Origin of the sequence: Lysobacter sp. FW306-1B-D06B (assembly GCF_038446665.1) — a bacterium.
Taxonomy (GTDB): Bacteria; Pseudomonadota; Gammaproteobacteria; order Xanthomonadales; family Xanthomonadaceae; genus Lysobacter_J.
This window is the reverse complement of the sequence record NZ_CP151802.1, coordinates 570,438-586,434: the sequence shown is the minus strand read 5'-3', so window position 1 is coordinate 586,434 and position 15,997 is coordinate 570,438. Positions and strand designations below refer to the sequence as shown.

13 protein-coding genes and 2 pseudogenes are annotated in these 15,997 nt (G+C 65.5%); 11 read left to right on the top strand and 4 right to left on the bottom strand.

The features are described 5' to 3' along the window. Positions 1–116 precede the first annotated feature (116 nt). From aceB to AAFF32_RS02650, 4 genes and pseudogenes are all read left to right on the top strand, one after another. Positions 117–1,661, top strand: a pseudogene (gene aceB, locus AAFF32_RS02665) (malate synthase A); the annotation flags it as partial. A 60-nt stretch (positions 1,662–1,721) separates the two neighbouring features. Beyond that, complete coding sequence (aceA, locus tag AAFF32_RS02660; protein ID WP_216965244.1) at positions 1,722–3,026, top strand: isocitrate lyase; 1,305 nt, start codon at positions 1,722–1,724, stop codon at positions 3,024–3,026. A gap of 309 nt (positions 3,027–3,335) precedes the next feature. Further along, on the top strand, positions 3,336–4,388 hold the full coding sequence (locus tag AAFF32_RS02655) for a GGDEF domain-containing protein (RefSeq protein ID WP_216965246.1): 1,053 nt from the start codon (positions 3,336–3,338) through the stop codon (positions 4,386–4,388). Positions 4,389–4,414: 26 nt separating this feature from the next. Continuing rightward, positions 4,415–7,030: a putative peptide modification system cyclase gene (locus tag AAFF32_RS02650; RefSeq protein ID WP_342316422.1), complete on the top strand. Its 2,616-nt coding sequence runs from the start codon at positions 4,415–4,417 to the stop codon at positions 7,028–7,030. Between the two features lie 19 nt (positions 7,031–7,049). On the opposite strand, the gene AAFF32_RS02645 is transcribed toward AAFF32_RS02650, so the two are convergent. Beyond that, positions 7,050–7,349 (bottom strand): NHLP-related RiPP peptide, encoded by a 300-nt coding sequence (locus AAFF32_RS02645; protein WP_216965248.1) that lies wholly within the window; start codon positions 7,347–7,349, stop codon positions 7,050–7,052. A 204-nt stretch (positions 7,350–7,553) separates the two neighbouring features. On the opposite strand from AAFF32_RS02645, the gene AAFF32_RS02640 reads away from it, so the two are divergent. From AAFF32_RS02640 to AAFF32_RS02625, 4 genes are all read left to right on the top strand, one after another. Continuing rightward, positions 7,554–8,726: a putative peptide maturation dehydrogenase gene (locus AAFF32_RS02640; protein ID WP_342316421.1), complete on the top strand. Its 1,173-nt coding sequence runs from the start codon at positions 7,554–7,556 to the stop codon at positions 8,724–8,726. Positions 8,727–8,851: 125 nt separating this feature from the next. Beyond that, a complete protein-coding gene (locus AAFF32_RS02635; RefSeq protein ID WP_342316420.1) occupies positions 8,852–9,325 on the top strand; it encodes a hypothetical protein in 474 nt (157 codons plus the stop codon). 36 nt (positions 9,326–9,361) lie between these two features. Next, positions 9,362–9,862, top strand: a complete 501-nt coding sequence (locus AAFF32_RS02630; protein WP_342316419.1) for a hypothetical protein — start codon at positions 9,362–9,364, stop codon at positions 9,860–9,862. Positions 9,863–9,911: 49 nt separating this feature from the next. Next, a complete protein-coding gene (locus tag AAFF32_RS02625) occupies positions 9,912–10,400 on the top strand; it encodes a hypothetical protein (protein WP_342316418.1) in 489 nt (162 codons plus the stop codon). A gap of 6 nt (positions 10,401–10,406) precedes the next feature. On the opposite strand, the pseudogene AAFF32_RS02620 reads toward AAFF32_RS02625, so the two are convergent. From AAFF32_RS02620 to AAFF32_RS02610, 3 genes and pseudogenes are all read right to left on the bottom strand, one after another. After that, a pseudogene (locus tag AAFF32_RS02620) lies at positions 10,407–11,036 on the bottom strand (ATP-binding protein); the annotation flags it as partial. A gap of 235 nt (positions 11,037–11,271) precedes the next feature. Further along, positions 11,272–11,838 carry a hypothetical protein gene (locus tag AAFF32_RS02615; protein WP_342316417.1) on the bottom strand — a complete coding sequence of 189 codons (567 nt, stop codon included), beginning with the start codon at positions 11,836–11,838 and terminating at the stop codon, positions 11,272–11,274. 41 nt (positions 11,839–11,879) lie between these two features. Further along, entirely contained in the window at positions 11,880–12,206 is a 327-nt protein-coding gene (locus AAFF32_RS02610) for a hypothetical protein (protein ID WP_342316416.1), read from the bottom strand. 691 nt (positions 12,207–12,897) lie between these two features. On the opposite strand from AAFF32_RS02610, the gene AAFF32_RS02605 reads away from it, so the two are divergent. The 3 genes from AAFF32_RS02605 to AAFF32_RS02595 all read left to right on the top strand — a co-directional run bounded on the left by AAFF32_RS02605 (position 12,898) and on the right by AAFF32_RS02595 (position 15,990). Continuing rightward, a complete protein-coding gene (locus AAFF32_RS02605; RefSeq protein ID WP_342316415.1) occupies positions 12,898–13,044 on the top strand; it encodes an NUDIX domain-containing protein in 147 nt (48 codons plus the stop codon). 163 nt (positions 13,045–13,207) lie between these two features. Further along, the gene (locus tag AAFF32_RS02600) at positions 13,208–14,179 is read left to right on the top strand and encodes a peptidoglycan-binding protein (protein ID WP_342316414.1); all 972 of its coding nucleotides are present in this window, start codon (positions 13,208–13,210) and stop codon (positions 14,177–14,179) included. A 512-nt stretch (positions 14,180–14,691) separates the two neighbouring features. After that, the gene (locus AAFF32_RS02595) at positions 14,692–15,990 is read left to right on the top strand and encodes a transposase family protein (protein ID WP_342316412.1); all 1,299 of its coding nucleotides are present in this window, start codon (positions 14,692–14,694) and stop codon (positions 15,988–15,990) included. Positions 15,991–15,997: the final 7 nt, after the last annotated feature.

Genomic DNA, 15,997 nt, shown 5'->3' with positions numbered 1-15,997 from the left:
AATAAAAGACTGGCGCGCATGTTGGACCTCCACGGTTACCACGGAGTTACAGCATGTCGGCAGTCCTGGTGCAGCCCCAGCAGGGGGACATTGAAGTTATCGGCCAAGCCCCGGGTCAGGCGGGCGTACTGACGCCGGCCGCGCTCGCCTTCCTGGCCGGACTGCACCGCCGCTTCGAGCCGACGCGCCAGGCCCGCCTCAAAGCCCGCGGCGAACGCCAGGCCTTCTTCGATGCCGGCGGGCTGCCGGACTTCCGCGAGGACACCCGGGCGATCCGCACCGGTGACTGGAAGGTCGCCCCGCTGCCGCAGGCCCTGCTCGACCGCCGCGTGGAGATCACCGGCCCGGTCGACCCGAAGATGGTGATCAACGCGCTGAACTCCGGCGCGAAGGTCTACATGGCCGACTTCGAGGACAGCACCTCGCCGACCTGGGCCAACCTGATCGCCGGCCAGTGCGCGCTGATCGAGGCGGTGCGCGGGACGCTGGAGTTCACCGCGCCGGAGACGGGCAAGCACTACACGCTGCGCCCGTTCGACCAGCAGGCCGTGCTGATGGTGCGCCCGCGCGGCTGGCACCTGGACGAGAAGCACCTGCGCGTCGATGGCGCGTCCATCTCCGGCGGTCTGTTCGACCTGGGCCTGTTCGCCTTCCACAACGCGCAGGCGCTCGCCGCCAAGGACCGCGGCCCGTACTTCTACCTGCCCAAGCTGCAGTCGATGGAAGAAGCGCAGCTGTGGAACGACGTGCTGGACCACATCGAGCGCGAACTGCGCCTGCCGTCCGGCCAGCTCAAGGCGACCGTGCTGATCGAGACGCTGCCGGCGGTGTTCGAGATGGACGAGATCCTGCATGCGCTGCGCACGCGCATCGCCGGCCTCAACTGCGGGCGCTGGGACTACGTGTTCTCCTACATCAAGACCTTCCGCGCGCACCGCGACAAGGTGCTGCCCGAGCGCGCGCAGGTGACGATGACGCAGCCGTTCCTGAAGGCGTATTCGGAACTGCTGATCCAGACCTGCCACAAGCGTGGCGCGCACGCGATGGGCGGCATGGCGGCGCAGATTCCGATCAGCGGCGACGACGAAGCCAACGAGGCCGCGCTCGCCAAGGTGCGCGCCGACAAGCTGCGCGAAGTCACCGCCGGCCACGACGGCACTTGGGTTGCGCATCCGGCGCTCATCCCGCTGGCGATGAAGATCTTCGACGAGCGCATGCCCACGCCGAACCAGCGCCACGTGCTGCGCGAGGACGTGTGGGTCACGCGCGACGACCTGATCAAGCCGTCGCTGGGGACCATCACCCGCACCGGCTTCGAGGGCAACGTCGAAGTGTGCGTGCGCTATCTCGCGGCGTGGCTCGACGGCAACGGCTGCGTGCCGATCCACTGGCTGATGGAGGACGCAGCGACGGCCGAAATCGCCCGCACGCAGCTGTGGCAGTGGCTGCACAGCGATGGCCTGCATCTGCATGACGGCACGCCGGTCGACTTCGCGCTGCTCGAACGCGCCTTCCTCAATCTGCCCTCGCGCCTGGGCGACCGCTCGCGCATTCCCGGCGCGAGCCGCATCAACGAAGCCATCGGCGTGCTCGATCGACTCACGCACGCCGACACGCTCGAAGACTTCCTCACCCTGCCGGCTTACGCACGGCTGGACTGAGCCTTCCCGACCGTTCCGTACCCGTTGTCTTCCATTACCGATATCGAAAGGAACATCGCCATGAGCACGCTGCACACCGCCGAACAACTCCGCCAGGACTGGGCCACCAACCCGCGCTGGGCCGGCATCACCCGCCCGTACAGCGCCCAGGACGTCGTGCGCCTGCGCGGCACCGTGCTGGTGGAGCACTCCATCGCCAAGCTGGGCGCGCAGAAGCTCTGGAGCTCGCTGCACAGCGAGCCGTTCGTCAACGCGCTCGGCGCGCTGACGGGCAACCAGGCGATGCAGCAGGTGAAGGCCGGCCTGAAGGCCATCTACCTCTCGGGCTGGCAGGTCGCCGCCGACGCCAACATCGCCGGCGAGATGTACCCCGACCAGTCGCTGTACCCGGCCAACTCGGTGCCGCAGGTCGTTCGCCGCATCAACAACACGCTGCTGCGCGCCGATCAGATCCAGTGCGCCGAAGGCACGGGCGACGTGGACTTCCTGCAGCCGATCGTCGCCGATGCCGAAGCCGGTTTCGGCGGCGTGCTCAACGCGTTCGAACTGATGAAGGGCATGATCGAGGCCGGCGCCTCCGGCGTGCATTTCGAGGACCAGCTGGCCAGCGTCAAGAAGTGCGGCCACATGGGCGGCAAGGTGCTGGTGCCCACGCGCGAAGCGGTGGAAAAGCTCGTCGCCGCGCGCCTGGCCGCCGACGTGATGGGCGTGCCCACGCTGATCGTCGCGCGCACCGACGCCGAAGCCGCCGACCTCATCACCTCCGACATCGACGACAACGACAAGCCGTTCTGCACCGGCGAGCGCACCGTCGAGGGTTTCTACAAGACCCGCAACGGCCTGGACCAGGCGATCAGCCGCGGCCTCGCCTATGCGCCGTACGCGGACCTGGTGTGGTGCGAGACCGGCAAGCCGGACCTGGAGTTCGCGCGCAAGTTCGCCGAGGCCATCCACGCCAAGTTCCCGGGCAAGCTGCTGGCCTACAACTGCTCGCCGAGCTTCAACTGGAAGAAGAACCTGGACGACGCGACCATCGCCAAGTTCCAGAAGGAAATCGCGTCCTACGGCTACAAGTTCCAGTTCATCACCCTGGCCGGCTTCCACAGCCTGAACTACGGCATGTTCAACCTGGCGCACGGTTACGCGCGTCGCCAGATGAGCGCGTTCGTCGAGCTGCAGGAAGCCGAGTTCGCCGCCGCGGACAAGGGCTTCACCGCGGTCAAGCACCAGCGCGAGGTCGGCACCGGCTACTTCGACGCGGTGACGCAGACCATCCAGGGCGGCCAGTCGTCCACGGTCGCGCTGAAGGGCTCGACCGAGGAAGAGCAGTTTCACGGGAACGAGAAGCGCGCCGCCGCGGCGTGATGTCGGGCTGCAGGCGCCGGCCGACTGCGTCGACCCCTGACCCTTCTCCCGCTCGCGGGAGAAGGTGTCCGAAGAGCCTGCCCTGGACTTGATCCAGGGGCGGATGAGGGCGGTAGCCCTTATTAGCCTCAAGCGGACAAGGTGCCTGCCCTCACCCCCCCCTCTCCCGCAGGCGGGAGAGGGGCTCCGCCTGCCCCTGCACGTTACGGCAGCCGACCCAGCCCCTCTGACCGGTCCGCCGACCGTGGGACGTTTGTCACAAGATTCCGGTGCTATTCTCCAGCCTCCCAGGGACTGGGCCTTCGTTGGATGACTCGTGACAGCGTCGCGTCGCTCCAGACGCGCGATTCCATCAACTCCGGGAAGACCAGCACGGCGCCTGCGGACGTGGCGACGGCGGTGCTTACCGAAGCGGAATATGAGCTGTTCGCCGAACTGGGCCGCCCGCGCCGTGTCGAAGCCGGCCAGCTGCTGTTCCGTCGCGGCGAACTGGGCACCACGATGTTCGTCATCGCCCGCGGCGTGGTCGACCTGGACTTCGGCGACGACCTCGTCGGCAAGCGCCTGGGCCCGAGCGAGTTCTTCGGCGAACTGGGCCTGTTGATCGGCGACCACGTCCGCAGCGCCGACGCCGTCGCCGCCAGCGACGGCCTGCTGATCGAACTGCGCCACGAGGAGTTCCAGCGCCTGGTCGATCGCGACCCCGGTCTGGTCTCGTATTTCCTGCGCCGCGCCATCCTGCGCGTGGTGCTCAACGAACAAAGCCTGATCCGCCGCCTGCGCCGTCGCAACGAAGAACTGCAGTCGGCGCTCGACAGCCTCTATGCGGCGACGCACCAGCTCAACCAGACCGAAGAGCTGGTGCGCACCGACGAGCTGACCAGCCTCTACAACCGACGCGGCCTGACCCTGCACCTGCAGGAGTGCCGCGACATCGGCAGCCCGCGCAGCATGGGCCTGCTGCTGGTGGACTGCGACCGCTTCAAGCAGGTCAACGACGACCACGGCCACCTCATCGGCGACCGCGTCCTGCAAGGCGTGGCCAACATCCTGCGTTCGGTGGCCGGGCCGGAGGACTTCGCCTGCCGCCTCGGCGGCGACGAGTTCTGCCTGCTGGTGGTGACCGACCGCCAGGAAGAGGTCCTGCGTTTCGCCGAGTTCATCGTCGCCACCGCGCAGGGCCTGATGCAGATGTCGCACGGCACCCCGCTGATGTGCCCGCTGAGCGTCGGTGCCTGCCTGATCGACCCGGCGAAGGACTGGACCGACTGGTACGCTCACGCCGACGCCGCGCTCTACCAGGCCAAGCGCCTGGGCGGCAACCGCGTCCACTGGCACGACATGGAACTGACCTCGGCCTAAGCCGATACGGAGAGGGACGGCACGCGATGAACGAGATGACCCATCGCCCCTCGATCGAAGCGCCGCAACTGCGCACGCTGCTGCTGACCGACCTGTGCGACTCGACCTCACTGGTCGAACGCATCGGCGACGTCGAAGCCGCGACGTTGTTCCGCGACCACGATCGCCTGGTGCTGGATCTGCAGCAACGCTGGCGCGGCCGCCTCATCGACCGCTCCGACGGCCTGCTGCTGTTGTTCGAACGCCCCATCGACGGCCTCGGCTTCGCCCTGGACTACGTGCGCGAACTGCGCGAGATGGGCGACGCGCGCCGGCTCGAACTGCGCGCCCGCGCCGGCCTGCACGTCGGTGAAGTGCTGACCTGGCGCAACAGCGACGAAGCCGTCTCCGTCGGCGCCAAGCCGCTGGAAGTCGAAGGCCTCGCCAAGCCGATGGCCGCACGCCTGATGGCCGTGGCGCGACCGGGCCAGATCCTGCTGTCCGCCGTCGCCGAACCGCTGGCGCACCGCGCCGCGCGCGAACTGGGCGAACGCGGCCAGCACCTGCTGTGGAAGTCGCACGGCCGCTGGCGTTTCAAGGGCGTGCCCGACGGCCAGCAGATCTACGAAGTCGGCGAGCCCGGCATCGCGCCGCTGCGCACGCCGCCCAACACACCCAAGGCCTGGCGCGACATCCCGCTGTGGCGCCGCCCGGCCGCGCTCGCCGCCGAGGCCGCGATCATCGCCGGCGTCGGCGTGGGCGTGTGGTTCGCCACGCGACCTGCGCCGGCCATCGCGTTCAACCAGCGCGACTGGGTCGTAGTCGCGGACCTGCGCAACCTCACCGGCCAGGCCGTGCTCGACGACTCGCTGGAACAGGCGTTCCGCATCAGCCTGGAGCAGTCGCGCTACGTCAACGTGCTCAGCGATCTGAAGGTCAGCGACACGCTCGCGCTCATGCAGCGGCCCGAGAGCACCCGACTCGATCGCGCCACCGCATCGGAGATCGCGTTGCGCGACGGCGCGCGCGCTGTGGTACTGCCGACGGTGGCATCGTTCGGCGGCAATGTGCGCTTCAGTGCCGAGATCATCGATCCGCACACGCAGGCCACGGTGTATTCGGCCTCGACCGATGGCAGCACCCAGTCGATGCTCGACTCCATCGACGAGGTGACGTCCCAGCTGCGTGGCAAGCTCGGCGAAACACTGGCCGCGATCGATCGCGACTCCGTGCCGCTGCCGCAGGTGTCGTCGAAGAACATCGATGCACTGCGTGCCTATGCCCTGGGCGTGAAGGCCTATGGCAACGGCGATTATCGCGATGCACTGGGCTTCTACGAGCGCGCGCTGGAGCTGGATCCCGAATTCGCCATCGCGCACCTGGCGCTCGCGCGCACCTACGTGGGCATGGACGAAACGAAGGCGGCGATCCCGCATCTGCAGGCGGCCGAAAAACTGCGCGCGCATCTGGTGCCGCGCGATGCGCTGTACCTGGATGCGTGGTCGGCCTCGCTCGCCGACGGCGACGTGACCAACCTGCTCGAGAAATGGAAGCAGCTGGGTACGCTGTATCCGGACTACTTCGCAGGCCCCTACAACCACGCCTGGTTCGGCACCGTGCTGGCGAACCGTTATCGCGAGGGCATCACCGGCGCCACCGCTGCGGCCTCGGAGCGCAACCCGTTGCGCTCCACCGCCTATTACCTGCGGGCGACGCTGCACACGGCGCTGGAGGATTACGACAGCGCCGCCAAGGACTTCGCCAAGGCCAACACGCTGGGGAAGGCTCCGGGCTCCGCGCAGGTCGCCTCGCTTGCGGCGCAGCGGCGGTTCGATCGTGCCGACTCGCTGATGAAGGCCAAATCCGAAGCGGGACTGTATGAAGCCGACCGCATCGTCGCGATCACCATGGCGACCGACCGCGGCCGCTGGTCCGACGCCGCCGCTCTGCAGCGCCAGGCGCGCCAGGCCGGTGCCGACGACGCGTTCTCGCAGCGCCTCTACCGGGCGGTCGAACTGAGCCAACTGGGCTGGAACGTGAAGGTGCCGGCGCTGCAGTCGTCATTGCGAACCTACCTGGACGGCGAGGCGCGCAACGTATCGCAGACGAACGATCCCGAACGCACGCACGCGATCTTCGGTGTGCTGCTCGCCGGTTACCTGGCGGAACGCGCCGGTATGTCGGGCATCGCCCCGGATGCGCTTGCGAACGCACGCAAGCTCGCCGCCGGGCTGCACCACCCCGTGCTGGACGACATGGCCCTGCTGGTCCAGGCCGAAACCGCCCGGCGCCAGGGCAAGCCGGAAGACGCGTTGCGCGTGCTCGACCAGGCCATCGACGGACGCGAACTCTTCCAGATCCACGTCGCCCGCATGGAGGCCCTCGCCGACGCCGGCAAGCTCGACGAGGCGGTGAAGGAAGCACAGTGGATCGCGTCGCATCGTGGGCGCGCTTACGTCGAGAACAACAGTTACCAGGTGCTGCAGTCGCTCAACGTGGCCGACACCAACCTCAGTTTGTTGCGGGCCGCGGAGTTGCAGGCAGCACTCAAGCGCAACGACGCCGCAAAGCAGTCGCTGCAGCGGTTCGATGCGGCATGGGCTCCGGATGCGCTGCCGGGCCCGCTCGCGCAGCGCCGACGTGCGGTGGTCGCGGCGCTCTGATCGCCGCGACCGATCCGGCTTACTTGTCGTTGGGCGTGATCGACGCGAGCACGTGAGGGTGCTGGCCCAGCGAGGCGGTGAGCGTGGACATCAGCTCGGCCTTGGACGCCGCCAGCGCCTCCTTGGAGGCCAGCGGCAGCTCGCTCATCTTGGACAGGCAGGTGGCGGCATTGGCGGGCTCGGCATAACCGATCTCCTGCAGCGCGCCATACGGATTCTTGCTGAAACGGTCGCGGTAGGCATCGTCGCTGGACAGCTTGTCCAGCAGGTTCATCGCGATGGTCTGGTCCAGCACGGTAGACGGCTTGTCGGTCGCCATTGGAGTTCCCCGGAAGTGAATGCATAGGCCTGTCGAAACGAAGCCGCCTCTCCCCCCTGGAGGTGCGGACTCCGTCACGTATTAGGGCCCAGGCGCGGCGGGGGCGCAAGCGATGCAGCCCGCTCGCACGACGCATTGCCGGGTGAAGTCCGGCTGCGGTCCAGCGCGGCGAGCGCTACCATCGCGACGCTCAAGGGGGGTCCTATGAAGATTCGACGGTGCGCGATCCTGTTCGTCGAGCCGCGTGAAGAAGTGAGCTTCGACCTGGACGGATTGCTGACCGGTGGCGATGGCCTGCGACGACGACAGCGTTGGCTGGCCCTGGCGCCGCATCTGGGCCATGAGGTCGAAGTGGACGATGCGGAGCGCGAACTGCTGGGCGCGCTCAGCCCGAGCCTGTGGGTTGCCGCGACCGCGCAGGCCGAGGCCATCGACACCATCGAATGCCTGATCGGCAAGGGACTGGTGATCAGCGATCGTGCGCGGGATCACGAGGCGCGCGAGCGCGACGAGCAATTGCGCAGCACCTACTGGCACCCGCTGGGAGCCACCTACAATGCTTTCACTCGCTGGTCGGGCATCGACGCGGTGCAGAGCATGAAGGAGAACGGCATCGAAACCGCCGTCTCGATGCGTGAAGTGCTGGGTGCGCCTCCGGGAGAAGCATTGCGTCACCCGCAGGCCGGTGATCGCGTTGCCTTGCCCCGCGTGGCTCCGACGGACTTCGACGACCTGCTCGCGCGTCGGGCCACGTGCCGCAACTTCGACGCCACGCGCCCATTGCCGCAGGCGCTGTTCGCGCAGTTGATGCAACGCGTGTTCGCCGCCCAGGCGGAGGTGCGTGTCACCGATGACACCGTGTTCCTGAAGAAGAACGTGCCTTCGGGCGGCGGGCTCCACCCGATGGAGTGCTACCTGATCGTGCAGCACGTCGAAGGGATCGCGCCTGGCCTGTATCACTATCAGGCGCGGGAACACGCACTGGATCCGCTGCCCGGTCCGGGCAGACCGCTGCGGGGCTTCGTGCAGGAGATGGTCGCCCAGCAGCACTGGTTCGCGGACGCGCATGTCGTGGTGGTGCTGTCACCGCGGTTCGACCGCACCTTCTGGAAATACCGCAGCCACGCCAAGGGGTACCGCGTGGTCGCGCTGGAGGCCGGCCATCTCTCGCAGACGCTGTACCTGGCGGCGACCGACGCCGGCCTGGGGGCATTCATCACCGGCGCGATCAACGAGGTCGAGCTGGAGCAGGCCTTCGGACTCGATCCGATCCGTCAGGGCGCGATGGCGATCTGCGGCTTCGGCTGGCGGGGGGCGGTCATGGAAATGACCGAACTCGATCCCGCCGGGCGGGTATGGGACCGGGATCGTGACTGACGCCGGGCTCAGGACGGCGCTCCAGAGCGGGATTCACAAGTCTGAATGAAATTTGCGGGGTCAGGCAGTCGACATTGCCAAATCGGGCGCGTTATGTTGTGAAACCCACACTATGGATCGTTGCAATGCGTGCCCTTCGATTCGCCTCTTTCCTCGCCCTTGGCCTGATGCTCGCCATTCCGGCCGCCTTCGCCTCCGTCGACAGCCGTGTGCTGATGCTCGACGACATCCGCACCCAGCAGACCCAGATCCGCGACGACGTGGAAGCACGTTCCGGTCGTTACAAGGACCTGACGGCCACGGAGCGCAATGAACTGCTGAGCAAGCAGGCGCGCATGCTGCAGACCATCGAGGGCAAGCATTCCACCGCCGACCTCAACGACCAGCAGAAGACGGAAGTCTTCAACACGCTGGAATGGATCGAGGGCGTGGTGAACAACGAAGGCGACGAGCGCATGGTGTGCGAACGCCGCGCCGTGCTCGGCAGCACGCGCAAGGAACGCGTCTGCAAGACCGCCTCGCAGTGGCGCGAAGAACGCGAAGCCGCGCGCAACATGATGGACTCGCGCGGCGCCTGCGGGGACTGCAAGGTGAACTGACCGATCCACCGGAGGCCGTTGCACAGGGAGCGCAACATGAAGCCGATGACGACATGGATGACGGTGGCCCTTCTCGCCCCCGCGGGCGCGGCGCACGCCAACGCCGACAAGGTGGCGATGATCCTGCAGCAACAGCGTGAAATACGCGCCGAGTCGGAACATTCGACCGGCGCGTACGCGCGTTTCGACGCCGGCACGCTCGACCGCATGCACCAGGCGCAGGACCGCGTGTTCCGCCTGCTCGACGGCAAGTCCTCCGTGGACCAGTTGCGGCCGAGCGAGCAGGTCGAAGTGTTCAACGCGCTGGAAGAAGTGAAGGCGATCCTCGCCGACAACGAACGCAACAAGCAGAAATGCTGGCGTGAGCACAAGCTCGGCACGACGATGAAGATCACCCGCTGCGCCACGCTCGCCGAACTGGAGCAGGTGCGTCGCGATTCGGAGCAGTGGAAGGCCGATCCTTCGGTATGTGGCCAAAGCAGCAGTGGTGCCGACTGCGGCGGCAACATGCGCAGGGGGCTCGGCGGAAATCCGTAAGCGCGGGGCCGTCCCCGCCTCTAACCGTCATCAGCGAGGGGAGATGGCCATGAAGCAGCAAACGTGTGTCAGCTGGGCGTCGGCCGTGGTGCTGGCGCTGGCGCTGGCGTTGCCGTTCGCGGCGATCGCGCAGGACGCGCCCGCGCCGCCACAGAAGCTCGAACAGATCGTCACCCAGCAGCAGGCGCTCAAGCGCGACCTCGACGCCGGCAAGACCGACGGCATGACGACGCGCCAGGTCAACGTGATCCGCAAGGCGCAGACGGACGTGTTCGCCGTCACCGAAGGCAAGACCTCGCTCGACCAGCTCTCGATGGACGACAAGGTGCGCCTGGAGAACGCGCTGGAGCGCATCAACGCCGAGGTGAAGAACACCCGCGCCGGCCACGACGACAAGCAGGTGTGCTGGCGCGAGCGCATGTCGGGCACGAGCACCAAGGTCACGCGCTGCGGCACCGAGTCGGAGATGCGCGAGGCCCGCGAAGGTGCGCGTGACTTCCTCGAACGCCCGAAGGTCTGCGGCGACCGCTGCGGCTGACGCGCTTCAGGCGCCCGGCGAATCGAGGCCACGCATCGCGCGGCGCAGGGCGATGGCCTCGGTGAGGTGCGCCGTGGCGATGGTCTCGGCGCCGGCGAGGTCGGCCACGGTGCGCGCCACGCGCAGGATGCGGTGCATCGAACGCGCCGAGAGTTGCAGCGCATCCACCGCGCGCTCCAGCAGCGACTGGTCCGCGTCCGCGAGGCGGCAGGCCGCGGCGGTTTCCGGCTGATCGAGCGCCGCATTCGTCTTGCCTGCGCGAGCATGCTGGCGCGCACGCGCCTGGATGACACGATCGCGCACCGCGTGGGTGGGTTCGCCGCCGGGCGCGTCGGGGCGCAGCTCGGCAGGTGGCAGGCGCGAGACTTCCACGTGCAGGTCGATGCGGTCGAGCAGCGGGCCCGACACGCGCGCGCGATAGCGTCGCACCGCCTCCTGGCTGCAACGGCAGCGGCCGGAGGCATCGCCGGCCCAGCCGCACGGGCAGGGGTTCATCGCCGCCACGAGCTGGAAGCGCGCCGGAAATTCCGCACTGCGCGCCGCGCGCGAAACGGTGATGACGCCGGCTTCCAGCGGTTCGCGCAGGACTTCGAGCGCGCGGCGGTCCCATTCGGGCAATTTACGGATGTCAAGTACTAGGCCAATTCTTGTCATCACTCCCGAAGTTCTCCCTGGCGGACTCGGCATGAGTTTGGCTTCGTAAGATGGACCCTGCCGACTCACCCCCGCCAGGACGAGGCGCTTGGCAATGTGCTCAGGGTAGAGGTCAAAGAGCCGTTCGCCCTTGGCTGCCGGAGCAAACATGGCGTCCCAAAGGCGGCGGCCCGCTGCGAGATACTGGGCCATGTCCTGATGATTGACTCCGACACCCCTAAAAAGGGCGTTCGCCGAGGACGCCATCGTCTGAGCTACACCAAGCGTAGATCGCCTTCCGGAGTCTGGCCATGACAACCCAAACGGTGGCGCCGCCGATCGGTTTGATTCCCGCATTGTTCGCTTGAACATCGTCTTTATGCGCGGACTTGCCTACGCTCGGCGCAAAGCGTACGCCAGATTTCTGTGCGTAGTGCCTGGACAAGCGCATCAGCAGCTCAAACGTAGTGATAACTGGAATCGCTTGGCCGGCCGACGCCAGCGCATGTACGCCGAATTTGTGCTCAGCGGACGGCGCGACATACGTGAAGCCGCCGCGCAAGCTGTCCTTAAGGGCCATCACCAGGAAGGTCTTTCCAGTACCTGCGTAGGCCTCAGCGGCGACGTGGTCGTCCGGCATTGAGGCGACAATACGGGCGACGATGGACTGGTCGCGCGTACCGTTCAGCCGGAGAATCTGGCGTTTGGTCGTGACGGTTTCGCCGTCCTCGTCCCAGTCGTCGGACTCCACGTCCGAAGCGCCCGGGTCGTAAAAGGCGATTTCATAGTTCTCCGGCGAATCCACACAGGTTCGCCGGAAATCATGTGAGTAGTTGCCGTCTGCGCCTAGCCAGTCATGGCTTTGAATTCGCTCTGGTAGAACCAGACATGCCCGAGGTCCCGCAGCTTCGATGTGAAATCGTCGAATGTGCTCACCTCCAACTCGTGTAGCGCTGCAGCGAGCAGCGTGTGGCCATCGAGCGGCTCCTTGCGGAATGGATGAAATGCGTCCGCCACTAGATGGCCGAGATGCACGGAGTGCGTGCCGCGCTTGATGCGAGTGAGCGCTGCGAACATGGCAGCGGCTTCAATCGGCTCGTCGAAAGCCTTGCCCTCCTCGACGAAGGACTTAGCACTACGTTGCGTCAGGGGGAGGTAGTACGGACCCTTCATGCAGATCGTCCCTTTATGCGGCCTGTTACCGACACGCCGAGCCCACCACGTCCCCAAAAGGTCTACGACACGGCCGGCTGCCGTAGGGTGGCGTGAATTCAGTCTGGCACGCACTAGCGAAGATGTGCAGTGCGTGCAAGAGGCGCGCGACCGGCGACTGCATGGTATTGGCGCTGAGCCCTGCGCTGACGTGCGAGATGCAGGCCACACGGCGGCTTCTGCACATCCGGAGTACTTTCCAATTCTTAGATGAGCCTGGACGGCCTCGGGTTTCGGGTCGTTTGATCGTGGGGAAAGGTGAACGTTACCTGATCAGGCGGCGGGCTTGGCAAAGTCCTAGCCGTCGCCGATCCAGCGTCGCGGGTCGACTTCTCGCATCCACCCATTTGGCTAAGGGATTCTCCGATCTTTACTATGGAGCGGAGGTAACACACCGCAGCAAGATTATCGCTTCTTACTTAGTCATAGGTCGCGCTGTGGGATTTTTGGAAATTGCACTATTGGGATCGCTGGGCGGCGCCTTGATCGGCGCTTGCATTGTTGCGGCGAAGCCGGCCAAGCCATGTCCGAGCTGCCAAAAGCCTCTCCCTAAGTTGCAGGTCATGTCCCCTAGCAAGCGTAAGGCGCTCGGCATTCTGATGGGGGGAGTGCAATGCACGGGCTGTGGCGTCGTTGTTAAGTCGACCCAGCGGTGAGCATCATTCGAATTGCCTGCGCTGTCATCCTCGATGACACCGGCCGCATGCTTCTAGTTCGGAAGCACGACTCGAACCACTTCATCCAGCCTGGCGGCAAGATCGAGGCGTCAGAACAGCCTCGAAGTAAGCATGGACGCTGACGCGCCCGCGGATGACGACGGTTCAGATGAATCGTAGTGCGTCGCTCGCACGCGCTGTGGTCATATGCGCGCGCCTCTCGCAGCCCGTACTTAGCGCCGGAGAGCTGCTGCGCCGCATCTACGATGCAGTTCAGACGAGACCATCTACTCACAGGAGCAGATTATGGGACATAGCAGCAAGCAGGTGGTCGCAGCGCTAGCGGGCATAGCGATTGCGCTAGCGACATCTCCGGCGCTAGCACGGCCCAAGAGTTCTCAAGCGATACGCGCGGACGAGATTGCGGAGCTGCCGACCTGCGGTACTAAGCTCGGCAGTATTTCAGTACTCGAGCCTGAGGATGCGATTGACTGGTGGACGGGGCAGCAGTTGCCGGCACCATCCAAGCTCATCAAGGCCTTCGTCAGCAGATCGGGCTGTTTCGTATTGATCGATCGAGGCGTCGGTCTGAATGCGGCGATGATCGAGCGGGAGTTGTCATATGGCAGCGAGCTGCGAAGCCAATCGAACATAGGTAAAGGGCAGATGACGGCGGCCGACTATGTACTTGTGCCGGATCTGGTTGCAAGGAATGCCAACGCCGGTGGTGGTAGCTTGGTTGCCGGCATTCTGGGTGCCATGATTGGTGGAGATCTGGGCGCCGTGGTTGCAGGTTTGGACTTTCGAAAGAAGACGGCTGATGTGGTTCTTACCATTACCGATCTTCGTTCCGCCGAGCAAGTTGCAGTGGCTGAAGGAAGTGCCAAGAAGACGGACCTTAGTCTGGCCGGCGAAACCTTGTGGGGGGGAAGCAAGCCGGGCCGCGTAGCATTGAGCGGCTACGCTAACACCGAGATAGGCCAGGTAATCGCTCTCGCTTACCTCCAGGCCTATTCCAAGCTGGTGGAGGAGATGCGTGGCCTAAGCGGCAATCAAGCCGCATCCAACGCCCAGCGTGCAGTATCCGTAACCAAGCCTGCGCGGCTGTTCAGCACTGCAGCTGGAGCCTCGGTTGTTCGTTCATTGGATGTGGGCATGATCCTCTATCCAACAGGGAACAAAGAGGGCGTCATGTGGGAAGTGGAAGATGAGTTCGGCAACGAGGGGTGGGTATCGTCCACTCTGCTTGAACTGTCCAAGGGCCATTCCGGGCTCTAGGCCTCGTGGATTTGGAGTAGCCGGGATTTAGTGGTCACGTGAGCGGCGGGGCCGAAAGGGTGCGTGCGCATCGACCGGTACATCGGTCGATGTGACCTGCCGCCGGTCGTAGGGCCACGGGTTACTTCCTACAGGCTGGGCGAGTTTTTCGTGCGCCAGCCTGAGTACCTTGATACGTGCCTGATCAGCGCGCTTCTCGGCGATTCCCTGCAGCCATCCTAGGAGAATAAGCGCCAGTAGAACGACGCCTGCGACGGCTAGGACGATCCACCAGGACATTCTGCGACCTCGAATAATGTGATACGTAGCCCGAAATCCTGTGGCGAACTGTTCCTACAGGCAATGCAAAAAGTCTCAAAAGTGGGAGCGTTGGCCAACGGAGCACTGTCCAACGGCATATGAGCCTGGACGAGCACGTTTCCAACGGATGCTGAGCCCGGCCGCACCGCGGTGCGCCACGAATTGACGCGCCGATGGGCGAAGTGCGTCGGGTCGGTTGATCATCAACCTGGATGATCATCAGCTTGGACGAATCAAGAATCCGCACCATCGAGCAGGTGCGCGCCGTTCTAGACGGCACCCGTACCTTGGACCTGGCTCCTGTTGCAGGCCGACACGAGCGCTACGGGTGGATTGCCTCCGTTCTGGCCCGCTTGGGCTACCGGCAGCTCAAACGGTCCGACCGTGGCTGGGTCCGGCGGTACTTGCAGCACTTGAGTGGCTTCAGCCGCGCGCAAGTCACGCGCGCGATACAGCGCTGGCTCTCGTTCAAACCGCTGTGCCGCACCCATCGCAGACCGACGAATGCTTTCGCACGGCGATACACCGAGGCGGACCTGGACGCGTTGGCTGAAGTTGAACGCGAGTACGGACGCCTGTCAGGACCCGCAACAGTCGCCGTCCTGCGACGCATGTACCAGGTCTACGGCGACCAGCGTTTCGTGCGTCTGCAGCACCTGTCCGCGTCTCACCTCTATAACGTACGCCGCTCAGTCGCCTACCAGCTTCGGCATACCATCCGCGCCAAGACCCGATCGGACCGCAAGTCCGCGGCCATTGCCGCACGCCGCGCGCCGGCGCCAGGCAACCGCACCGGCTTCATCCGCATCGACAGCGTCCACCAAGGCGACTTCCGCGGGCGCTGGGGCGTGTACCACATCAACGCGGTCGACTGCGTTACCCAGTGGCAGGTGGTGGCCACCGTGCCGTCGCTCAAGCGCGAACACATGGTGCCGACGCTCCGGTCGATGCTGGCCCAGTTCCCATTCGAGATCTGCGGTTTCCACTCGGATGGCGGCAGCGAGTATGTCAACTACGAAGTTGCCGCCATGCTGGAGCACGAGCGCATCACGTTCACTCGTTCGCGACCGCGGCGCTGCAACGACAATGCCCTGGTCGAGGCCAAAAACGGCGTCGTGGTGCGCCGCCAGTTTGGCTACAGCTATGTGCCTGCTGAACGGGCCGAACAGTTCAACGCGTTCTGCGAGGACCACCTGAACCCGTTCTTGAATCTGCACCGGCCCTGCCTGTTTGGCGAGGTGCCAGACCCGCGCAAGCCAGGTCGGCTGCGCAGGGTTCACCGCATGGAGGACATTCAGACGCCGCTGGAGAAACTGGCCAGCCTGCCCAACTCCGGTCAATTCCTGCGCCCAGGCATCACGCTGCAAGCCCTGCAGCAGCAAGCCCTGGAGCTGGCTGACGTAGAGGCGGCCAGGCGCGTATGCGCTGCGCGCGAAGCCATGATGCGCGAGGTCGATACTCGCCGCTGGGTCGGTGATGGATGGGGCTTCGCCAAGCCAACCATCGCCTAACCAGCTA

Bases quoted from the DNA above. Each gene is read 5' to 3' on its own strand.
- aceA (WP_216965244.1), top strand. From the start codon at position 1,722: ATGAGCACGCTGCACACCGCCGAACAACTCCGCCAGGACTGGGCCACC.
- AAFF32_RS02655 (WP_216965246.1), top strand. From the start codon at position 3,336: ATGACTCGTGACAGCGTCGCGTCGCTCCAGACGCGCGATTCCATCAAC.
- AAFF32_RS02650 (WP_342316422.1), top strand. From the start codon at position 4,415: ATGAACGAGATGACCCATCGCCCCTCGATCGAAGCGCCGCAACTGCGC.
- AAFF32_RS02645 (WP_216965248.1), bottom strand. From the start codon at position 7,349: ATGGCGACCGACAAGCCGTCTACCGTGCTGGACCAGACCATCGCGATG.
- AAFF32_RS02640 (WP_342316421.1), top strand. From the start codon at position 7,554: ATGAAGATTCGACGGTGCGCGATCCTGTTCGTCGAGCCGCGTGAAGAA.
- AAFF32_RS02635 (WP_342316420.1), top strand. From the start codon at position 8,852: ATGCGTGCCCTTCGATTCGCCTCTTTCCTCGCCCTTGGCCTGATGCTC.
- AAFF32_RS02630 (WP_342316419.1), top strand. From the start codon at position 9,362: ATGAAGCCGATGACGACATGGATGACGGTGGCCCTTCTCGCCCCCGCG.
- AAFF32_RS02625 (WP_342316418.1), top strand. From the start codon at position 9,912: ATGAAGCAGCAAACGTGTGTCAGCTGGGCGTCGGCCGTGGTGCTGGCG.
- AAFF32_RS02610 (WP_342316416.1), bottom strand. From the start codon at position 12,206: ATGAAGGGTCCGTACTACCTCCCCCTGACGCAACGTAGTGCTAAGTCC.
- AAFF32_RS02600 (WP_342316414.1), top strand. From the start codon at position 13,208: ATGGGACATAGCAGCAAGCAGGTGGTCGCAGCGCTAGCGGGCATAGCG.
- AAFF32_RS02595 (WP_342316412.1), top strand. From the start codon at position 14,692: ATGATCATCAGCTTGGACGAATCAAGAATCCGCACCATCGAGCAGGTG.